Raw genomic sequence first — 19,522 nt, forward strand, 5'->3', positions numbered from 1 at the left:
GAAAGACAGGACAGGACCGACCCTATGAAAGACGAAATTCTCGCGCATCTGCGCTATTCGCTCGGCAAAGATGCCGAACACGCCGCGCTGTATGACTGGCGCATGGCCCTTTCGCTCAGCTTGCGCGACCGGATGGTGGACTCTTGGTATCAAAGCACCAAGGCCAGCTATGTCGGCCGAAAAAAGCGGGTCTACTATCTTTCGATGGAGTTCCTCATCGGTCGCCTGATCGAGGACGTCGCCGCCAATATCGGCCTGACAAACGAAGCGCGCGCCGCCGTGACGGAACTGGGTCAGGACTATGACACACTTGTCCATGACGAACCCGACGCAGCCCTTGGCAACGGTGGCCTTGGTCGCCTTGCCGCCTGTTTCATGGACAGCCTGGCCACGCTAGGCATCCCGGCGATGGGCTATGGCATCCGCTATGAACACGGGTTGTTCGAACAGGACTTTGTCGAAGGCCAGCAGATCGAAAAGCCGGAAACCTGGCTGGCCCAGCGCCACGCCTGGGAATTTGAGCGCCCCGAGGTCAGCTACAAGATCGGCTTTGGCGGTCATGTGCAGCACCACGAAGGCAAGGCCAAATGGCACCCGCATGAAACCGTACTGGCGACGGCGTTTGACACGCCGGTTGTCGGCTGGCAGGGGTGCTGGGGCAACACCTTGCGACTGTGGTCTGCGCGGCCGCAAAAAGAATTCGACCTCGCCAGCTTTAACCGGGGCGACTACCTGGCCGCGAGCCGGTCAGAGGCGCTGGCGCGGACCATTTGTCGTGTGCTGTACCCTGACGACACCACCGAAAGCGGCAAGGAACTGCGCCTCAAGCAAGAGTATTTCTTTACCGCCGCCTCGATTCACGACCTTCTGCGCCGGTTCTTTATCGACCATGACGACATCCGCGCCCTGCCCGATGCCGCCGCGATTCAGCTGAACGACACGCACCCCGCCATTGCGGGACCGGAACTGATCCGCATTCTTGTGGACATTCACGGCCTGAACATGGCGGAGGCGATCGAACTGGCCCGCCGTTGCCTGGGCTACACCAACCACACCCTGCTGCCAGAGGCGCTGGAACGCTGGCCGGAATGGCTGTTGGGCCGTGTGCTGCCCCGCCATCTGGAAATCATCCGCGCCATCGAGGACGGCCAGCAGGCGCAACACCCCGACAGCCCGCGCATCCTTGACCACGGTAACGTCAACATGGGTGAGCTTGCGTTTATCATGGCGCACAAGGTCAACGGCGTATCGGCGCTGCATACCGATCTTGTCAAATCGACCGTGTTTGCCGATCTGCACCGCATCCACCCGACGCGCATCGTGAACCAGACCAATGGCATCACGCCGCGCCGCTGGCTGTATGAATGCAATCCGGCCCTGTCGAACCTCATCACCCGTGAAATCGGCGATGCCTGGCCCGCAGATCTGGACCAGCTCAGCCGCCTTCGGGACCGCAGCGGTGATCAGGGCTTTTTGCAGGAATTCATGGCCGCCAAGCGCGTCAACAAGGAACGCCTGTCGAACTGGGTTCAGGAGCATTGCGGCATCGCCATCGACCCGGACGCCATGTTCGACGTGCAGATCAAGCGCATCCACGAATACAAACGCCAGTTGATGAACATTCTGGAAACCATCGCGTTCTGGAATGAAATCCACGCCAACCCGAACGGCAACTGGACGCCACGGGTCAAGATCTTTGGCGGCAAGGCAGCACCGGGCTATCACGTCGCCAAGCAAATCATCCGCCTGATCAACGACGTCGGCGGTGTTCTCAACAACGACCCGGTGACAAAGGATCTGCTCAAGATCGTCTACCCGCCCAACTACAACGTGACGATGGCCGAAATGCTGATCCCGGCGGCGGACCTGAGCGAACAGATCTCGACCGCAGGCAAAGAGGCGTCGGGCACCGGCAACATGAAGTTTGCCCTGAACGGCGCGCTGACCATCGGCACGCTGGACGGTGCCAACGTCGAAATCCGCGACCATGTGGGGCCGGAAAACTTCTTCCTGTTCGGCCTGACCGCCGCCGAGGTGACAGAGCGGCGCAGCCACCACGGCTATGCCCGCGCCGCCATCGAACAAAGCCCGCGCATGCAAAAGGTTCTGGCCCAGATCGCCGAGGGTCGTTTCTCACCAGAGGAACCCAGCCGCTACCACGATCTGGTCGCCAACCTGTGGGATCACGACCATTTCCTCGTGTCCTGCGATTTCGACACCTATTTCGATACGCAGCGCCGCGCCGACGAAGCCTTTACTCATTCGTCGTCATGGGCTGCAATGGCGTTGAACAACACTGCCGGTGTCGGCTGGTTCTCATCGGACCGAACGATTCGCGGTTACGCGCGCGACATCTGGAATGTCGGTAGCGCCATCGACGGCGAATTGGAGCAGAGCGCATGACAGCCCCCCTGGACCTAACCACCGCACGCCAGATCGTAGAAGGCCGCCACGGCGACCCTTTTTCGGTACTTGGACAGCACACACTGCCGGATGGCACGCAATCGGTGCGTGTCTTTCGCCCGAACGTGGATCTGGTCGAGGTGCTGGCCAGTGGCAGTGACCTGGTCTTGGGGACACTTGCTCCGGTAGACGGCGCTCCGGATCTGTATGAGGGCATCCTGCCGGGCGTCGTCGGGCGCTATGACTATCGCTTGCGGATGTCCAACGCCGACGCGACCTGGGAAGAAGAAGACGCCTACGCATATGGGCCGATCCTGGGCGAGATGGATGAATACCTGTTGGGCGAAGGCACGCACGGCCAGTTGTGGCGCGCGCTTGGGGCGCATCTCACCGCCTTGGGCGGTGCGCCCGGTGTGCACTTTGCCGTCTGGGCGCCCAATGCGTCACGCGTGTCTGTTGTCGGCAGCTTCAACGACTGGGACGGGCGACGCCATGCCATGCGCCGCCGCGGCGACACCGGCATCTGGGAAATCTTTGTCCCCGGCGTGGGCGAAGGCGCCGTCTACAAATTCGAGCTTCTGGATTCCAACAGCCAACTTTTGCCGCTCAAGGCCGACCCGGTCGGCTTTGGCTCCGAGGTGCCGCCGCTCACCGCCTCTGTCGTGCGCGACCTGACCCAATTCGGATGGCAGGACCACGCGTGGATGGCGACTCGCTGGCAGAAACACCGCATCGACCAGCCGATCTCGATCTACGAAGTCCACCTCGAAAGCTGGCGGCGCGTGCCGGAAGATGACAACCGGTCACTGACCTACCGCGAAATGGCCGATCAACTGGTCAGCTACGCCGCTGACATGGGGTTCACCCATATCGAACTGACGCCGGTGTCCGAGCATCCCTTTGGCGGGTCGTGGGGGTATCAGCCGGTGGGCCTGTACGCGCCGACGTCGCGGTTCGGCACGCCGGATGATTTCCGCGCGCTGGTCGAGGCCACCCATGACGCCGGACTGGGCCTGATCATCGACTGGGTGCCCGGCCATTTCCCGACCGACTCGCACGGGTTGGCGCAGTTTGACGGCACCGCCTTGTATGAACACAGCGACCCGAAAGAGGGCTTCCACCCGGACTGGAACACGCTGGTCTACAACTATGGCCGCTCTGAAGTGTCCAATTTCCTGATCGCCAACGCCCGCTACTGGCTGGAAGAATTTCACATCGACGGGCTGCGCGTGGATGCGGTGGCCTCGATGCTGTACCGCGATTATTCCCGCAAGGACGGCGAATGGGTTCCCAACGAACACGGCGGCCGCGAGAACCTTGAGGCCATTTCCTTCCTGCGGCGCATGAACGATCAGGTCTATGGCATGCACCCCGACGTGATGACCCTGGCCGAGGAAAGCACCGCCTTTCCCGGGGTCAGCGCGCCCACGTCCCATGACGGGCTTGGCTTTGGGTTCAAGTGGAACATGGGCTGGATGAACGACACGCTTCGCTACATGAGCGAGGACCCGATCAACCGCAAATACCACCACGACAAGATGACCTTTGGCCTGCACTACGCCTTTTCCGAGAACTTTGTGCTGCCGATCAGCCATGACGAGGTTGTGCATGGCAAGGGATCGTTGTTGGGCCGGATGCAGGGCGACGATTGGCAACGCTTTGCCAACCTGCGCGCCTACTTTGGCTTCATGTTTGGTCATCCGGGCAAGAAGCTGTTGTTCATGGGCTGCGAGTTTGCACAGCCCGAAGAGTGGAACCACAACCAGAGCCTGGATTGGCACCTGCTGGACGACGACCGCCACAAGGGTATGCAAAGCCTCGTGCGGGACCTGAACCGCCTGTATCGTGAGACCCCTGCGCTGTATCAGTTGGACAGCAAGGCCCAGGGCTTTCGCTGGATCGACGGCGGCAATGCGGCAGACTCGATCTTTGCCTGGGTCCGCCTGGGCGAGGAGGGCGAAGCGCCGGTTCTGGTGGTGTCGAATTTCACACCTGTCACCCGGACTGAGTATCGTATCGGCGTGCCTGCCGACGGTCACTGGCAGGAACGCCTGAACACCGACGCGCCGGTCTATGGCGGCAGCGGTCAGGTCAACGGCGGCGGCGTCACCGCCGAGCCGGTGGCCTCACACGGCTGCGACCATTCGATCAAGATAACCGTACCGCCGCTGGCGACGGTGTTCTTTAAACTGACCGGCGAGAATTGACCGGACACCTGATCACGGGGGAGGATCACATGCACAACGACAGGTTCACGCTGGCCCAGCAAACGATGGCCTATGTCCTTGCGGGTGGGCGCGGGTCGCGCCTGAAGGAAATGACCGACATCCGGGCAAAGCCTGCGGTCTATTTCGGGGGCAAGACCCGGATCATCGACTTTGCGCTGTCCAATGCGGTCAACTCCGGCATCCGCCGGATCGGTGTTGCGACCCAGTACAAGGCGCACAGCCTGATCCGCCACCTGCAACGCGGCTGGTCCTTTTTCCGGGCCGAACGCAACGAGGGGCTGGATATCCTGCCTGCGTCACAGCAGCTGGACGAGGAAAACTGGTACAAGGGGACTGCTGACGCGGTCACCCAGAACATTTCGATCATTCGGGGATACGGTCCGAAATACATCCTGATCCTGGCAGGGGACCATATCTACAAGCAGGACTATTCGTTCATGATCGAACAGCATGTGACCTCGGGCGCCAAGGTGACCGTGGGCTGTATCGAGGTGCCGCGCGAAGAGGCCAAGGGCTTTGGCGTGATGGCAGTGGACGACACCGACAAGATCCTGGAGTTCGTCGAAAAACCGGCAGAGCCGCCCACAATGCCCGGCGATCCGACCCGCTCTCTGGCGTCGATGGGCATCTATGTCTTCGAGACCGAATTCTTGTGTGACCTGCTGGAGGCCGACGCCAAGAACCCCGACTCGACCCATGATTTCGGCAAGGACATCATCCCCGGTCTGGTGGCCACTGGCGACGCGGTGGCGCATCCCTTTGGTCGGTCCTGCGTCATGTCCGGGCTGGAAAAGAAACCCTACTGGCGCGATGTCGGCACGCTGGACGCCTATTGGCAGGCGAATATCGACCTGACCGATTTTGAACCGGAACTGGACATCTACGCCACCAACTGGCCGATCTGGACCTACTCCGAGCTGACCGCCCCGGCCAAGTTCATCCACAACGAAGAGGGCCGCCGCGGGCAGGCCGTGTCGTCGATGGTGTCGGGCGGCTGCATCATCTCAGGCTCCACACTGGAACGTTGCCTGATGTTCACTGGGGTCAAGACGCATTCCTATGCGCAACTGGAGGGCGTCGTTGCCCTGCCCTACGCAGAGGTCGGCCGCCACGCCAACATCAAGAACGCCATCATCGACCGCGGGGTCAAGATCCCCGAGGGGCTGATTGTCGGCGAAGATGCCGAACTGGACGCCAAGCGGTTCCGCCGCACCGAAAACGGCATCTGCCTGATCACCAACGAGATGATCCACAAGCTGGAGTTGTGACATGAAGGTGCTGATGGTCACCTCGGAATGCGCGCCCTTCGTCAAGACGGGCGGGCTTGCGGATGTGGCGGGCGCTTTGCCGGGTGCGCTGGCGGCGTTGGGGGTCGAGGTCAAGACCGTCCTGCCCGCCTACCCGGCTCTGTTCCCGTTGCTGGCACAGGGCAAGGAGGTGGCCAGCTTTGGTGATTTGCCCGGTGGCTCTGGCCGGTTGGTCGAGGTCACGGCAGAGGGTGTAACCCTTTTGCTACTGGACGCGCCGCAACTGTTCGACCGTCCCGGCGCGCCTTACACCGGCCCCGATGGCAAGGACTGGCCAGACAATCATATCCGGTTCGCCGCGCTGGCCCAGGCTGCCGCGCGGATCAGCTTTGACGGGTTGTCCGGCTGGGTGCCGGACGTTGTTCATGCGCATGACTGGCAGGCCGGACTGACCCCGGTCTACCTGCGGCAGGACGGTCGCACGCCGCCCGTCTCTATTGTCACGATCCACAACATCGCCTTTCAGGGCCGGTTCGGTCCGCATGTCATGGGCGATCTGCAGTTGAGCAGCGATTGGTTTCATCCCGACGGTCTGGAATACTACGGCGACGTGAGTTTCCTGAAGGCCGCACTGGTCTACGCCGACCGCATCACAACCGTCAGCCCGACCTACGCGCGTGAGATCCTGACGCCGAAATTCGGCATGGGTCTGGACGGCGTGCTCAACAAGCGCGCCAGTGACCTGTCCGGTATCCTGAACGGCATTGATCTGGACGCCTGGAACCCGATGACGGACCCGGCACTGGCCGCCGGGTATGGCGCGAAAACGCTGGGCGCCAAGGCAAAGAACCGGGCCGAGGTGGCAAAACGGCTGGATCTTGACCCAGATCACGATGGCCCGATGTTCTGCGTCGTCAGTCGGCTGACCCTGCAAAAGGGACTGGATGCGCTAGCCGGTGCCCTGTCGGCACTGGTTGAGGGCGGCGGGCAGCTGGCCTTGCTGGGGTCGGGCGATCCGATACTGGAACAGGCCTTTCAGCAGGCCGCCAAACAGTTTCCGGGCCGGGTCGGCGTTCACATCGGCTATGATGAGGCGTTTTCGCATCTGATACAGGCCGGCTCGGACGCCATCCTGATCCCATCGCGCTTTGAACCCTGCGGCCTCACGCAGTTGTACGGATTGCGTTATGGCACGCTGCCGGTGGTTGCGCGGACCGGCGGATTGGCCGATACGGTGATCGACGCCAATCACGCGGCGCTCGCCGCCGAGGTGGCCACCGGGTTCGTCTTTGACGACGTGTCGGTGGCCGGGATCGAAGCCGTCCTTGACCGCGTTTTTGACGCCTACAGGGACCGCGCGCTTTGGCAAAAGATGCAAACCGCAGCGATGCGGCAACCCGTGGGCTGGGAAAACTCGGCCCGCCAATATGTCCAGATGTACGAGACGCTGATCGCATGACTTCGACGGCCCGCGGCCCTCACGGGATCTCCTCCGGCAGACCCACTCCCCTGGGCGCGGTCTTTGACGGCGAAGGCACGAATTTCGCGCTGTTTTCAGACCATGCGCATCAGGTCGACCTGTGCCTGTTTTCGCCCGACGGCAAGACCGAGCTGCAACGCCTGCCCCTGCCCGAACGCAGCGGTGAGGTCTGGCACGGCTATGTCCCCGGCCTGCGGCCCGGCGCCCTGTATGGCTACCGGGTTCATGGCCCATTTGCGCCCGAGCGAGGCCATCGTTTCAACCCTAACAAGCTGTTGCTTGATCCCTATGCGCGGATCCTGCACGGCAAGTTCACCACCAATCCCGAAACCTTTGGCTATGCGGTCGGCACAAGTGACGGGGACCTGTCGTTCAGCACCACTGACAGCGCCCCGCATGTCCCCAAGGCCGTTGTCTGGGACCCTGCCGATTTCCCGCCCGACGCCAAGGGGCTGCGGCGCGGCTGGGACGGCACCCTGATCTATGAGGCCCACGTCAAGGGCAGCACGATCTGCCACCCCGACGTGCCCAAGGATGTGCGCGGCACCTACGAAGGCCTGGCCTCGCAGCCGATGCTGGATCATCTCACGCGCCTTGGCATCACCTCGGTGGAGCTGTTGCCGGTGCAGGCGATCCGGTCTGAGAACGCGCTGACCGCGCGCGGGCTGGTAAACCACTGGGGGTACAACACCGCCGCCTTCTTTGCGCCAGAACCGCGCTACTTTGGGCCAGAGGGCGTCGCCGGATTCCGCAAAATGGTCGAGCGTTTCCATGACGCCGGGATCGAGGTGATCCTTGACGTAGTCTACAACCATTCGGCAGAGGGCGATCATCTGGGGCCGACATTCGGCTTTCGCGGCCTCGACAATGCGTCCTACTACCGGCTGGTCGAGGGGCAGCCGAGGTTTTACGTCAACGACACCGGCACCGGCAACACACTGAACATTCAGCATCCTTTTGTCCTGCGGATGGTCCTGGACAGCCTGCGGTTCTGGGTGGAATGCATGGGCGTGGACGGTTTCCGCTTTGACCTGGCCACCACCATGGGGCGTGAAAAACACGGCTTTGATCGGCATGGCGGGTTCATGGATGCGCTGCGGCAGGACCCGGTGCTGAGCCAGGTCAAACTGATCGCAGAACCTTGGGATCTGGGCCCCGGCGGCTATCGCCTTGGCCAGTTCCCGCCTGAATTTGCCGAATGGAACGACCGTTTTCGCGACACGCTGCGGCGGTTCTGGCGCGGGGATGGTCATGCCGCGCAGGATCTTGGGTCTGCGCTGCTGGGCACCGCCGACCTGTTTGACACCCGGGGGCGGCGTGCCTGGTCCTCTGTCAACTTTGCCGCTGCACATGACGGCTTCACGTTGGCTGACGTCACCTCTTATGCGCTGCGCCACAACCACGCCAACGGCGAGAACAACCGGGACGGCCACCACGCCAACCATTCCGACAATATGGGCGCGGAGGGTGAAACGGATGACGCCGAAATCCTTGCCGCCCGTCAACAGCGCCGCCGCAACATGCTGGCCACCGTATTGCTGTCGCAGGGCACGCCGATGATCCTGGCCGGCGACGAAGGCGGCAACAGTCAGGGCGGCAACAACAATGCCTATTGCCAGGACAATGAGATCAGCTGGCTGGACTGGGACACGATGGACGCGGACCAAATCGCGTTCACGGCGGCCTTGTCTCGTTTTCGTCAGGCCCATGGCGCGCTGCGCCAGTCCCGGTTCCTGCACGGGGTAGAGCGCATGGACAGCCAGCCCGATGTCGAGTGGCGCGCCTTTGACGGCAGCGCGCTGAACTGGCGCGATCCGGGCCTGTCCAGCCTGTGCCTGTTGCTGCGCGGGTGCGCCGAAAGCCCGGCAGGCTGCGCCGATGCCGAAGAGGTCTTGCTGGCATTTAACCGCGAAGGCACGCCACAGACGCTTGAACTGCCGACGCCGGAGGCGGGCACCTGGCGGCGCGAGATCGACACCTCAACCGCGACGCAGACGCCGATAGAGATCACCGAGGCGACCGTGACGGTCGCCGCGTTCAGTGTCGCGGGCTTTGTCCGCCTTCCGGAGAGCCAGACATGATCGCCCCCGATGACGCCCTGCGCCAATTGGCGCGGGCCTACGGAGTCCACCTTGGATTCCACGATCTTCAGGGGGCAGAGCATGGCGCGTCTCCCGACACGCTGCGGGCCCTTCTGGGCGGCATGGGCGTCGATGCCTCAACTGCGGGTGCTGTGACAGAGGCACTGGCCGAAACCCGTACGCAAGGGAATGAGGCCCATGTGCCCGATGAACTCATCGCCACCGCCGGAACGCGCGTCTCTTTGCCGGTGTCGGCCCCCTGCGACTGGCTGGTGCTGGACGAGACGGGTGCCGAGGTGATGGCCGGGCGCGCCGGCCAAAGCATTGACCTGGAGCCGCTGCCGGTCGGATATTTCACCCTGCACGCCGCCACCCCGGACCGCCGGACCGAATCGCTGGTGCTGTCGGCCCCGCCGCATGCGCCAACCGTGGCGGACGTGACCGGGCGGGCCAAAGGCTGGGGGGTTTGCGGCACGTTGTACGGGCTGCGGTCGGGGCATAACGGCGGCCTTGGCAGCTATGCCGATCTGCCCGCCGCCCTGCGCGCCCTTGCCAAAAGCGGCGCGCAGTTCTTTGGCCTGAACCCGATCCACGCGCTGGGTTGGGCGGCGGACGAGATGATCAGCCCTTATTCGCCCACGCACCGGGGGTTTTTCAGCACGGATCACATTGCGCCACGCGCTGGGCTGGGTCCGACGCCGAAGGGCGATCTGGTCGATTACCCCACCTTTCGCCGCCGTCAGCGCGCCGCGCTGCGCGCCGAATATGCCCGGTTTGACGCCGCCCCCGCGCCCGAGCGCAAGGCGTTTCAGGTGTTTCGCGCACAAGGCGGTCCGGTGCTGGACACCTTTGCGCAGTTCGAGGCGCTGAGCGCGATCCACGGTGAGGATTTTCGCAAGTGGCCCGAGGCCCTGCGCAAACCCGGCGCCGAAGCAGCGCGGGCGGCCTCGGCGGACGTTGGTTTCCACCAGTGGCTGCAATGGCGTGCTGAAAGGCAGATCGACACCGCGCAGGCGGCCGCGTTGGATGCGGGCATGGATTTCGGCCTCTACCTGGATCTGGCAGTGGGCGCACGCCCCGGCGGGGCCGAGGTCTGGATGCACCGCGACACCATCGCCCAAGGAGTCAGCGTCGGCGCACCACCGGATCACCTGAACCCCGAAGGCCAGTCCTGGAACCTGGCCGCCCATGCGCCCGCACGGCTGCGCGCAGCCCAGTACAAACCGCTGCGCGCCATGCTGCGCAAGCTGATGGCCAAGGCGGGCATCCTGCGAGTCGACCACGCATTGGGCCTGTTGCGCAGCTTCTGGATACCCGATGACGGCAGCCCCGGCGGCTATGTCTCCCAGCCGTTTGACAGCCTGCTGGCCGTCATCGCCATCGAGGCGGCGCAGGCGTGCTGTGTCGTGGTCGGTGAGGATCTGGGCCTTGTCCCCGACGGGTTCCGGGAAAAACTGAACGGCGCGGGTCTGCTCAGCTATGCGGTCTGGCAATATGAAACGCCCGGCGACGGACAGCTGTGCCAGCCCCGCGACCTGCGGCCCTTTGCGCTGGCCTGTTTCGGCACCCATGACACGCCGACGATCAAGGGTTTTTGGTACGGGCAGGACATCGCATGGTGGCAGCGTATGGGCTGGCTGTCTGGTGGGGAAACCAGCGCACGGCACGACCTGCGCGCGCGGCAACGCCAGGGTCTGCGCACCATGTGCGCGCTGCCGCCGCTCGCCACACCAAAGAGAATCGCCGAGGCGGTGCAGGCAAAGCTCTGCACCGCGCCGTCCGCGCTGGTGGCACTGCAACTGGACGACCTGCTGGGTGGATTGGAGGCGCAGAACCTGCCCGGCACCGTGGACCAGCACCCCAACTGGCGCCGTCGCAATCCCGTCACCGTCGAACGGCTGTCAGAGGCTTTGCCCCGTGACCGCATTCGCGCTTTCATGCCCGCAGATCGCAGCGGGACCGATCAGAAAGGACCGACCCAATGACGCCCATCACGCGCGCCCTGACGCCCTTTGACGGGCAAAAGCCCGGCACCTCCGGTCTGCGCAAAAAGACCCGTGTTTTCATGCAGGACGGCTATCTTGAGGCCTTTGTGCAGGCGATCTTCAATGCCATCGACGGGGTTGCAGGAAAGACCTTTGTGGTCGGCGGCGATGGTCGGTTTTTCAACGCCGAGGCGATCCAGACCATCCTGCGTATGGCCGCGGCGCAAGGCGCTGCGCGCTGCATCGTCGGTCAGAACGGGCTGTTGTCTACACCTGCCGCGTCGAACCTGATCCGCCAGCGCAAGGCCGATGGCGGGCTGATCCTGTCGGCCAGCCACAACCCGGGCGGCATCGACGCGGATTTCGGTCTGAAATACAACATCTCGAACGGTGGACCCGCGCCCGAGAGCGTGACGGCGGCCATGTTCGAGCAGACCAAGACAGTGTCAGAGTACACCACGCTGGACACCGCGGATCTGGACCTGTCTGCATTGGGCGACGCGGCGCTGGGCGGCATGACGGTCGAGATCGTGGACCCGGTGACGGACTATGCCGCGCTGATGCAGGAACTTTTTGATTTCAAGGCAATCTCCGATCTGATCGCAGGCGGTTTCACCCTGCGATTCGATGCAATGCATGCGGTCACCGGCCCCTACGCCAAGACGATCCTTGAGGGGATGCTGGGCGCGCCAGAAGGTACGGTGATGAACGGTACGCCGTCGGTGGATTTCGGCAAAGGACACCCGGATCCGAACCCGATCTGGGCCAAGCCGCTGGTTGATCTGGTGATGTCCGACGATGGCCCGGATTTTGCCGCCGCCTCTGATGGCGATGGCGACCGCAACATGATTCTGGGCAAGGGCGTCTATGTGACCCCCTCGGACAGTCTTGCCGTGCTGGCGGCGAACGCGCATCTGGCCCCCGGCTACAAACGCGGGCTGGCGGGCGTGGCACGGTCGATGCCGACCAGCCGCGCAGCGGACCGGGTGGCGGAAAAGCTGGGCATCGCCAGTTTTGAGACACCGACCGGGTGGAAGTTCTTTGGAAACTTGCTGGACGCGGGCAAGGCCACGCTCTGCGGTGAGGAAAGCGCCGGAACAGGCAGCGACCATGTACGCGAAAAGGACGGTCTGTGGGCGGTGATCCTGTGGCTCAACATTTTGGCAGAGCGCAAGGTTTCGGTAAAAGAAATCTTGCAGGACCACTGGCAGACCTATGGGCGCGACTACTATTCCCGGCATGACTACGAGGCCGTCGATGCGGCAGCAGCCGAGGCGATGATGGCGGACATGAACGCGCGTCTGGCCGATCTGCCCGGTACCCAGGTGAGCAATCCGTCCAAAACCATCGCTGCCGCTGATCAGTTTTCCTACACCGATCCGGTGGACGGGTCGGTCAGCAACAACCAGGGTCTCCGCCTGCTGTTTGCCGATGACAGCCGCGCGGTGATGCGCCTGTCCGGCACCGGAACCGAGGGTGCAACGGTTCGCGTCTATCTGGAACGCCATGAACCCGCCGATGGCGACCTGAACGTAGAGACTCAGGCAGCTCTCAGTGATCTGGCCACAGCTGTGAACCTGCTGACCGGGCTGCCGGAACGCACCGGGCGGGATGCGCCGGACGTCATGACCTGAAACGCTGAAGGCGGCACGCACAAACCATGTATGGAGGCGTGTTCATGATGGAGCATCGCGAATCTGCTTGCGTCCCCCAACCCGCTCGCATATACGCCGATCAACAGCGGCGCGCTGGGGTCCAGCCTCAGCGCCCATCGTGCTTTCGACAACGGGCCGCTGGCCCGTTTTTTTGTGCCCGAAAGGCAAGAGACCAATGAACGAGCTGATCGCCAAGACCGGCATGGACCGCCGACTGGCCGAGATCGTCCAGCCGGTGATCGAGGACATGGGCTTTGACCTGGTGCGCATCCGCCTGATGGGCGGACAGGTGCCAACGTTGCAGATCATGGCCGAACGCCCAGAGGGCGGAATCGAAGTGGATGAATGCGCCGAGATCTCGACTGCCGTCAGCGCGGTGATGGATGTCGAGGATCCGATCCTTGATACCTACACGCTGGAGGTGTCCAGCCCCGGAATCGACCGTCCGCTGACTCGGCTGAAGGATTTCGACACCTACGAGGGCTATGAGGCCAAGCTGGAAACGTCCGAGATGATCGATGGGCGCAAACGCTTTCGCGGCATTCTGGCCGGGGTCGAGGGCAATGAGGTTCTGGTCAATCTGGACGAGGGCACCGTTGGGCTGGAATTTGACTGGCTGACAGACGCCAAGCTGGTGCTGACCGATGAGCTGATTCGTGAGATGCTGAAGGCGCGCAAATCCGCAGCCGCGCTGGACGAAAAGAAATTCGATGAAATCGAGACCGAGGCCGATGCGTCTCGCGAGGAGGACTAAGACCAATGGCAATCACCTCTGCAAACCAGCTGGAACTGCTGCAAACCGCCGAGGCGGTGGCGCGCGAGAAGATGATCGACCCCGGTCTGGTTGTCGAAGCGATGGAAGAGAGCCTCGCCCGCGCGGCCAAGTCGCGTTACGGCGCCGAAATGGACATCCGTGTCAACATCGACCGCCGCACCGGCAAGGCGACCTTTACCCGCGTGCGCACCGTCGTCGAGGAAGAAGAGCTTGAGAACTATCAGGCCGAACTAACCGTCGAGCAGGCCAAGCAGTATCTGGCCGACCCGCAGATTGGCGATGTCTATTCCGAAGAGGTGCCGCCTGTGGAACTGGGCCGAATCGCGGCGCAGTCGGCCAAGCAGGTGATTCTGCAAAAAGTCCGCGAAGCAGAGCGTGATCGTCAGTTCGAGGAATTTCAGGACCGCGCCGGGACCATCATCAACGGCGTCGTCAAACGCGAGGAATACGGCAACGTCATCGTCGACGTGGGCCGTGGCGAGGCGATTCTGCGCCGCAACGAAAAGATCGGCCGCGAAAGCTATCGTCCCGGCGACCGTATCCGCTGCTACATCAAGGACGTGCGCCGCGAGGCCCGCGGGCCGCAGATCTTCCTGTCGCGCACCGATCCGCAGTTCATGGCCGAACTGTTCAAGATGGAAGTGCCGGAAATCTATGACGGCATCATCGAGATCAAGGCCGTCGCCCGTGACCCGGGTTCGCGCGCCAAGATCGGCGTTGTGTCCTACGACAGCGGCATCGACCCCGTCGGCGCCTGCGTCGGTATGCGCGGCAGCCGTGTGCAGGCCGTGGTGAACGAACTGCAGGGCGAAAAGATCGACATCATCCCGTGGAACGAGGACATGCCGACCTTCCTTGTGAACGCGCTGCAACCGGCCGAAGTGTCCAAGGTTGTTCTGGACGAAGACGCCGAGCGGATCGAGGTTGTCGTCCCCGATGAGCAGCTTTCGCTGGCCATTGGCCGCCGCGGTCAGAACGTGCGCCTGGCGTCGCAGCTGACCGGGCTGGACATCGACATCATGACCGAAGAGGAAGAGTCCAAGCGCCGTCAGGCCGAGTTCGAACTGCGCACCAAGCTGTTCATGGACGCGCTGGACGTCGACGAATTCTTTGCCCAACTGCTGGTTTCCGAAGGCTTTACCAACCTCGAAGAGGTCGCCTATGTCGAGCTTGAAGAACTTCTGGTGATCGACGGCGTCGACGAAGGCACCGCCGAAGAGCTGCAGACCCGTGCCCGCGAAAACCTTGAAGAACTGGCGCGCAAGGCGCTGGAACGCGCCCGTGAACTGGGTGTGGACGACAGCCTTGTGAACTTCGAGGGACTGACTCCGCAGATGCTGGAGGCACTGGCCGAGGACGGCATCAAGACGCTTGAGGATTTCGCCACCTGTGCGGACTGGGAACTGGCCGGCGGCTGGACCACCGAGGGTGGCAAGCGCGTCAAGGACGACGGGTTGCTGGAAAAATTCGAGGTCGATCTGGAAGAAGCGCAAACCATGGTGATGACAGCGCGCGTCCTGCTGGGGTGGGTCGATCCCACCGAGACAGAGCCGGACGACGCGGACGAAGACACCAGCGACGACCTGACCGACAAAGACGAGCAGGAGGCGTGACACCAGCATGACGCGGGGCGGACAGGCCAAAGACCATTCCGACGGACCGGAGCGCAAGTGCATCGCCACTGGCGAAGTTCAGCCCAAGGACGGGCTGATCCGCTTTGTGCTGGGACCGGACGACCGCATGGTGCCGGATCTGGCTGGTAAATTGCCGGGACGGGGCCTATATGTAGCGGCCAACCGCGCGGCGATAGAAAAGGCCGCTGCCAAGGGGCTGTTCAGTCGGGCCATGAAACAGCCCGTGAAAGCACCGGATGGGTTGGCTGATCTGATCGAACAAATGCTGGTGAAGCGGGTTGTGGACCTGATCTCTCTGGCACGAAAATCGGGCGAGGCCGTCTCGGGGTATGAGAAGGTTAAGTCTTGGCTACAGTCCGAAGAAGCCCGGGTTCTGATCCAGGCGGAAGACGGCTCTGGCCGTGGAAAGTCGAAACTGTCGACGCCATACGGTGGCAATTACATCGGGTGGCTGACGGCAGATGAACTGGGCATGGCCTTTGGCCGACAAACTGTGATACACGCCGCGCTTGGCTCTGGTGGTCTTGTGCCGCGTATTGTAGAGGAAGCCCAACGCTTGAAGGGTGTACGCGTCGTGTCAGACGCGGATCGCGGTGGCAGGGGCCACCGGAAAGGATGAAGAAACTTCATGAGCGATAACGACGGTAAAAAGACATTGGGTGTGCGTGGCGGGGCCCGTTCGGGCAGCGTGAAGCAGAGCTTCAGCCACGGACGCACAAAGAACGTCGTGGTGGAGACCAAGCGCAAGCGGGTCGTCGTGCCCAAACCCGGTGCCGGTAGCGGTGCGGGTGGCGGCAAAGGCGGTCAGGTTGGCGGGTCGGGCGGCAAACGCCCGGCGGGCATTTCTGTTGCCGAGATGGAGCGTCGCCTGAAGGCGCTGCAAGCCGCCAAGGCACGCGAATCCGAAGAAGCCGCCAAACGTGAGGCGGACGAAAAAGCCCGCGCCGAAGAGCGTGAGCGGATGCGCGCCGAGAAGGAACTCAAAGAGCGCGAAAAGCGCGAAGCCGAGGAAGCCGCCAAGGCCAAGGCCGAAAATGAGGAACGCGAAAAGCGCGAGGCCGAGGACGCCGCCAAGGCGGCGGCTGTGGCTGCTGCCGCACCCGCGCCCAAGGCCGACGATTCGGCCCGTGCCAAGCCCACAAAGGGCAGCGATGCGCCGCGACGCGCCCCCGAACGCGACGACCAGAACCGCAATCGCGGCCGTGGTCGGGACGACGGTGGCCGCCGCTCTGGCAAGCTGACCCTGAACCAGGCGTTGACTGGCGGCGAAGGCGGTCGGCAGAAATCCATGGCAGCAATGAAGCGCAAGCAGGAGCGCGCCCGGCAAAAGGCCATGGGCGGGGTTCAGCAGCGTGAAAAGGTTGTCCGCGAAGTCCGCCTGCCTGAGGCGATCACGGTGGCCGAACTGGCCAACCGGATGGCCGAGCGTGTCGGCGACGTTGTGAAATCGCTGATGAACGCCGGGATCATGGCGACGCAGAACCAGTCGATTGACGCGGACACCGCGGAACTGGTGATCGAGGAATTCGGCCACCGGGTCACCCGCGTCTCTGATGCGGACGTCGAGGATGTCATCAAAGAGGTCGAGGACAAGCCCGAAGACCTCATCGGTCGCCCGCCCGTGATCACGATCATGGGCCACGTCGACCACGGCAAGACATCGCTGCTGGACGCCATCCGCAACGCCAAGGTGACGGCGGGCGAGGCTGGCGGAATCACGCAGCATATCGGCGCCTATCAGGTGACAACCGACAATGGCGCGGTGCTGTCCTTCCTCGATACGCCGGGTCACGCGGCCTTTACCTCGATGCGCTCTCGTGGTGCTCAGGTGACGGACATCGTTGTGCTGGTGGTTGCGGCGGATGACGCCGTGATGCCGCAGACCATCGAGGCGATCAACCACGCCAAGGCGGCCAAAGTGCCGATGATCGTGGCGATCAACAAGGTCGACAAACCCAGCGCGAACCCCACCAAGGTCCGTACCGATCTATTGCAGCACGAAGTCATCGTCGAAGAACTGTCGGGCGACGTGCAGGATGTCGAAGTGTCCGCTGTCACCGGTCAGGGCCTTGATGCCCTGCTGGAGGCAATTGCATTGCAGGCCGAGATCCTCGAGCTGAAAGCCAACCCCGACCGCGCCGCCGAAGGTGCCGTGATCGAGGCGCAGCTGGACGTGGGTCGCGGTCCCGTGGCGACGGTTCTGGTGCAGAACGGCACGCTGAAGCAGGGCGACATCTTTGTTGTCGGTGAGCAGTTCGGCAAGGTCCGCGCGCTGATCAACGACAAGGGCGAGCGCGTCAAAGAGGCCGGTCCCTCGGTTCCGGTCGAGGTTCTGGGCCTGAACGGCACACCCGAGGCGGGCGACGTGCTGAACGTCGTCTCCACCGAGGCGCAGGCGCGTGAAATCGCCGAATACCGTGCCAACCTGGCCAAGGAAAAGCGCGCAGCGGCTGGTGCAGCAACCACGCTGGACCAGTTGATGCAAAAGGCCAAGGAAGACGAAAACGTCTCCGAGCTGCCGATTGTCGTCAAGGCCGACGTGCAGGGTTCTGCCGAGGCCATCGTTCAGGCGATGGAAAAGATCGGCAACGACGAGGTCCGCGTGCGGGTGATCCACTACGGTGTGGGTGCCATAACGGAAACCGACGTTGGTCTGGCCGAAGCGTCAGGTTGCCCGGTCATCGGCTTCAACGTGCGGGCCAACGCTCCGGCCCGCAACAGTGCCAACCAGAAAGGCGTGGAGATCCGTTACTATTCGGTGATCTACGACCTTGTGGACGATGTGAAAGCGGCGGCCTCGGGCCTGCTGTCGAACGAAATCCGCGAAAACTTTATCGGCTACGCCAAGATCAAGGAAGTCTTCAAGGTGTCGAACGTCGGCAAGGTTGCCGGTTGTCTTGTCACCGAAGGCATCGCGCGCCGCTCTGCCGGTGTGCGCCTGCTGCGCGACGATGTGGTGGTCCACGAAGGTACGCTGAAGACCCTCAAGCGGTTCAAGGACGAAGTGTCCGAGGTCCAGTCCGGTCAGGAATGCGGCATGGCCTTTGAGAACTACGATGATATTCGTCCCGACGACGTCATCGAGATCTTTGAGCGGCAAGAGATTGAGCGCTCGCTCTCCTGATCCAGTCAGGCGATTGCAATTGAAAACGGCCGGTGCATTGCACCGGCCGTTTTGGTTTGGGTTGTTCCGAAAAGGTGTTCACACATCCCCACCCGTTTTCCCATCCGAACAGAGTGATGGCGGCACTAACGACCGTGCCGCGCCGCCCGGGTGAACGCGCTCAGGCAGGTTTGCCCACAAACACGTTGTTGCCCACCCGCACCGAAATGCGTCCATCCGGATAGGTGTTCTCCAGCAGCCCCTGAACGGAAACACAGCTGCCAATCACAATTGTCTTGAGCATTTTACCCCCCAATGTCTCATTGTGACAAAGTCTAGGGACGGACCAGAAACAATTCCACGATTCCCTAACGATAGTTTGCCTAAATTCCAGACAGAGCCGGTGAAAGACCGCAACGGATTTGAGCTTTCGGCAATTTACCCGCCAAACACCCCGAAAACCGGCAAACCGGGCTTGCCTACAGCCAATCGCGCAGGATCGGAATCAGCGGTATATCCGCAGGCGGCATCGGGTAATCGCGCAAGTCTTGCGCTCGGACCCATTTGAGAGCCTGGCCTTCGTTCGATTGCACGATGCCGCCCCATTTGCGACAGGCAAACAGCGGCATCAGCAGGTGGAAATCATCGTAGGCATGTGAGGCAAAGGTCAGTGGCGCCAGGCAACTGGACCAGGTTTCGATCCCCAGTTCCTCATGCAATTCGCGGATCAGCGCGGCCTCTGGGGTTTCGCCCTGTTCGACCTTGCCGCCGGGAAACTCCCAGAGACCGGCCATGCTCTTGCCCTCGGGGCGTTGCGCCAAAAGAACGCGGCCATCCGGGTCTATGAGGGCCACGGCGGAAACAAGGATGATTTTCATAGCAGTGCTCCGGGCAGCGAGAGACGATTTTTCGTCGAAAAATCGTCTCTGCC

The 19,522-nt window shown here is 62.7% G+C and carries 13 protein-coding genes; 11 read left to right on the forward strand and 2 right to left on the reverse strand.

Features of this window, described 5'->3' with window-relative positions; genetic code table 11:
- Nucleotides 1-24: 24 nt before the first annotated feature.
- The 11 genes from CHB90_RS15140 to infB all read left to right on the forward strand — a co-directional run bounded on the left by CHB90_RS15140 (nucleotide 25) and on the right by infB (nucleotide 18,612).
- Nucleotides 25-2,403, forward strand: a complete 2,379-nt coding sequence (locus CHB90_RS15140) for a glycogen/starch/alpha-glucan phosphorylase (protein WP_089278706.1) — start codon at nucleotides 25-27, stop codon at nucleotides 2,401-2,403.
- On the forward strand, nucleotides 2,400-4,610 hold the full coding sequence (gene glgB, locus CHB90_RS15145) for a 1,4-alpha-glucan branching protein GlgB (protein WP_089278707.1): 2,211 nt from the start codon (nucleotides 2,400-2,402) through the stop codon (nucleotides 4,608-4,610). Before CHB90_RS15140 ends, glgB begins: the two co-directional genes overlap by 4 nt.
- Before the next feature lie 29 nt (nucleotides 4,611-4,639).
- Nucleotides 4,640-5,899 (forward strand): glucose-1-phosphate adenylyltransferase, encoded by a 1,260-nt coding sequence (gene glgC, locus CHB90_RS15150; protein ID WP_089278737.1) that lies wholly within the window; start codon nucleotides 4,640-4,642, stop codon nucleotides 5,897-5,899.
- Nucleotide 5,900: 1 nt separating this feature from the next.
- On the forward strand, nucleotides 5,901-7,337 hold the full coding sequence (gene glgA, locus CHB90_RS15155; RefSeq protein WP_089278708.1) for a glycogen synthase GlgA: 1,437 nt from the start codon (nucleotides 5,901-5,903) through the stop codon (nucleotides 7,335-7,337).
- Nucleotides 7,334-9,439, forward strand: coding sequence for a glycogen debranching protein GlgX (gene glgX, locus CHB90_RS15160; RefSeq protein WP_089278709.1), 2,106 nt, complete (start codon nucleotides 7,334-7,336; stop codon nucleotides 9,437-9,439). Before glgA ends, glgX begins: the two co-directional genes overlap by 4 nt.
- Nucleotides 9,436-11,424: a 4-alpha-glucanotransferase gene (gene malQ, locus CHB90_RS15165; RefSeq protein WP_089278710.1), complete on the forward strand. Its 1,989-nt coding sequence runs from the start codon at nucleotides 9,436-9,438 to the stop codon at nucleotides 11,422-11,424. Before glgX ends, malQ begins: the two co-directional genes overlap by 4 nt.
- Complete coding sequence (locus CHB90_RS15170) at nucleotides 11,421-13,058, forward strand: alpha-D-glucose phosphate-specific phosphoglucomutase (RefSeq protein WP_089278711.1); 1,638 nt, start codon at nucleotides 11,421-11,423, stop codon at nucleotides 13,056-13,058. Before malQ ends, CHB90_RS15170 begins: the two co-directional genes overlap by 4 nt.
- Before the next feature lie 196 nt (nucleotides 13,059-13,254).
- Complete coding sequence (rimP, locus tag CHB90_RS15175) at nucleotides 13,255-13,833, forward strand: ribosome maturation factor RimP (protein ID WP_089278712.1); 579 nt, start codon at nucleotides 13,255-13,257, stop codon at nucleotides 13,831-13,833.
- Nucleotides 13,834-13,838: 5 nt separating this feature from the next.
- Nucleotides 13,839-15,467 carry a transcription termination factor NusA gene (gene nusA, locus CHB90_RS15180; protein WP_089278713.1) on the forward strand — a complete coding sequence of 543 codons (1,629 nt, stop codon included), beginning with the start codon at nucleotides 13,839-13,841 and terminating at the stop codon, nucleotides 15,465-15,467.
- Between the two features lie 7 nt (nucleotides 15,468-15,474).
- Entirely contained in the window at nucleotides 15,475-16,107 is a 633-nt protein-coding gene (locus CHB90_RS15185; RefSeq protein ID WP_089278714.1) for an RNA-binding protein, read from the forward strand.
- Nucleotides 16,108-16,116: 9 nt separating this feature from the next.
- On the forward strand, nucleotides 16,117-18,612 hold the full coding sequence (gene infB / locus CHB90_RS15190) for a translation initiation factor IF-2 (protein ID WP_089278715.1): 2,496 nt from the start codon (nucleotides 16,117-16,119) through the stop codon (nucleotides 18,610-18,612).
- Nucleotides 18,613-18,772: 160 nt separating this feature from the next.
- Here infB and CHB90_RS27340 read toward each other — a convergent pair whose 3' ends face one another.
- Together CHB90_RS27340 and CHB90_RS15200 are read right to left on the reverse strand one after the other, a co-directional pair.
- Nucleotides 18,773-18,895, reverse strand: a complete 123-nt coding sequence (locus CHB90_RS27340) for a hypothetical protein (protein ID WP_089278716.1) — start codon at nucleotides 18,893-18,895, stop codon at nucleotides 18,773-18,775.
- A 175-nt stretch (nucleotides 18,896-19,070) separates the two neighbouring features.
- Nucleotides 19,071-19,469 (reverse strand): (deoxy)nucleoside triphosphate pyrophosphohydrolase, encoded by a 399-nt coding sequence (locus CHB90_RS15200; RefSeq protein WP_089278717.1) that lies wholly within the window; start codon nucleotides 19,467-19,469, stop codon nucleotides 19,071-19,073.
- Nucleotides 19,470-19,522: the final 53 nt, after the last annotated feature.

It is taken from the genome of Antarctobacter heliothermus, from assembly GCF_900188425.1.
Classification (GTDB): Bacteria; Pseudomonadota; Alphaproteobacteria; order Rhodobacterales; family Rhodobacteraceae; genus Antarctobacter; species Antarctobacter heliothermus.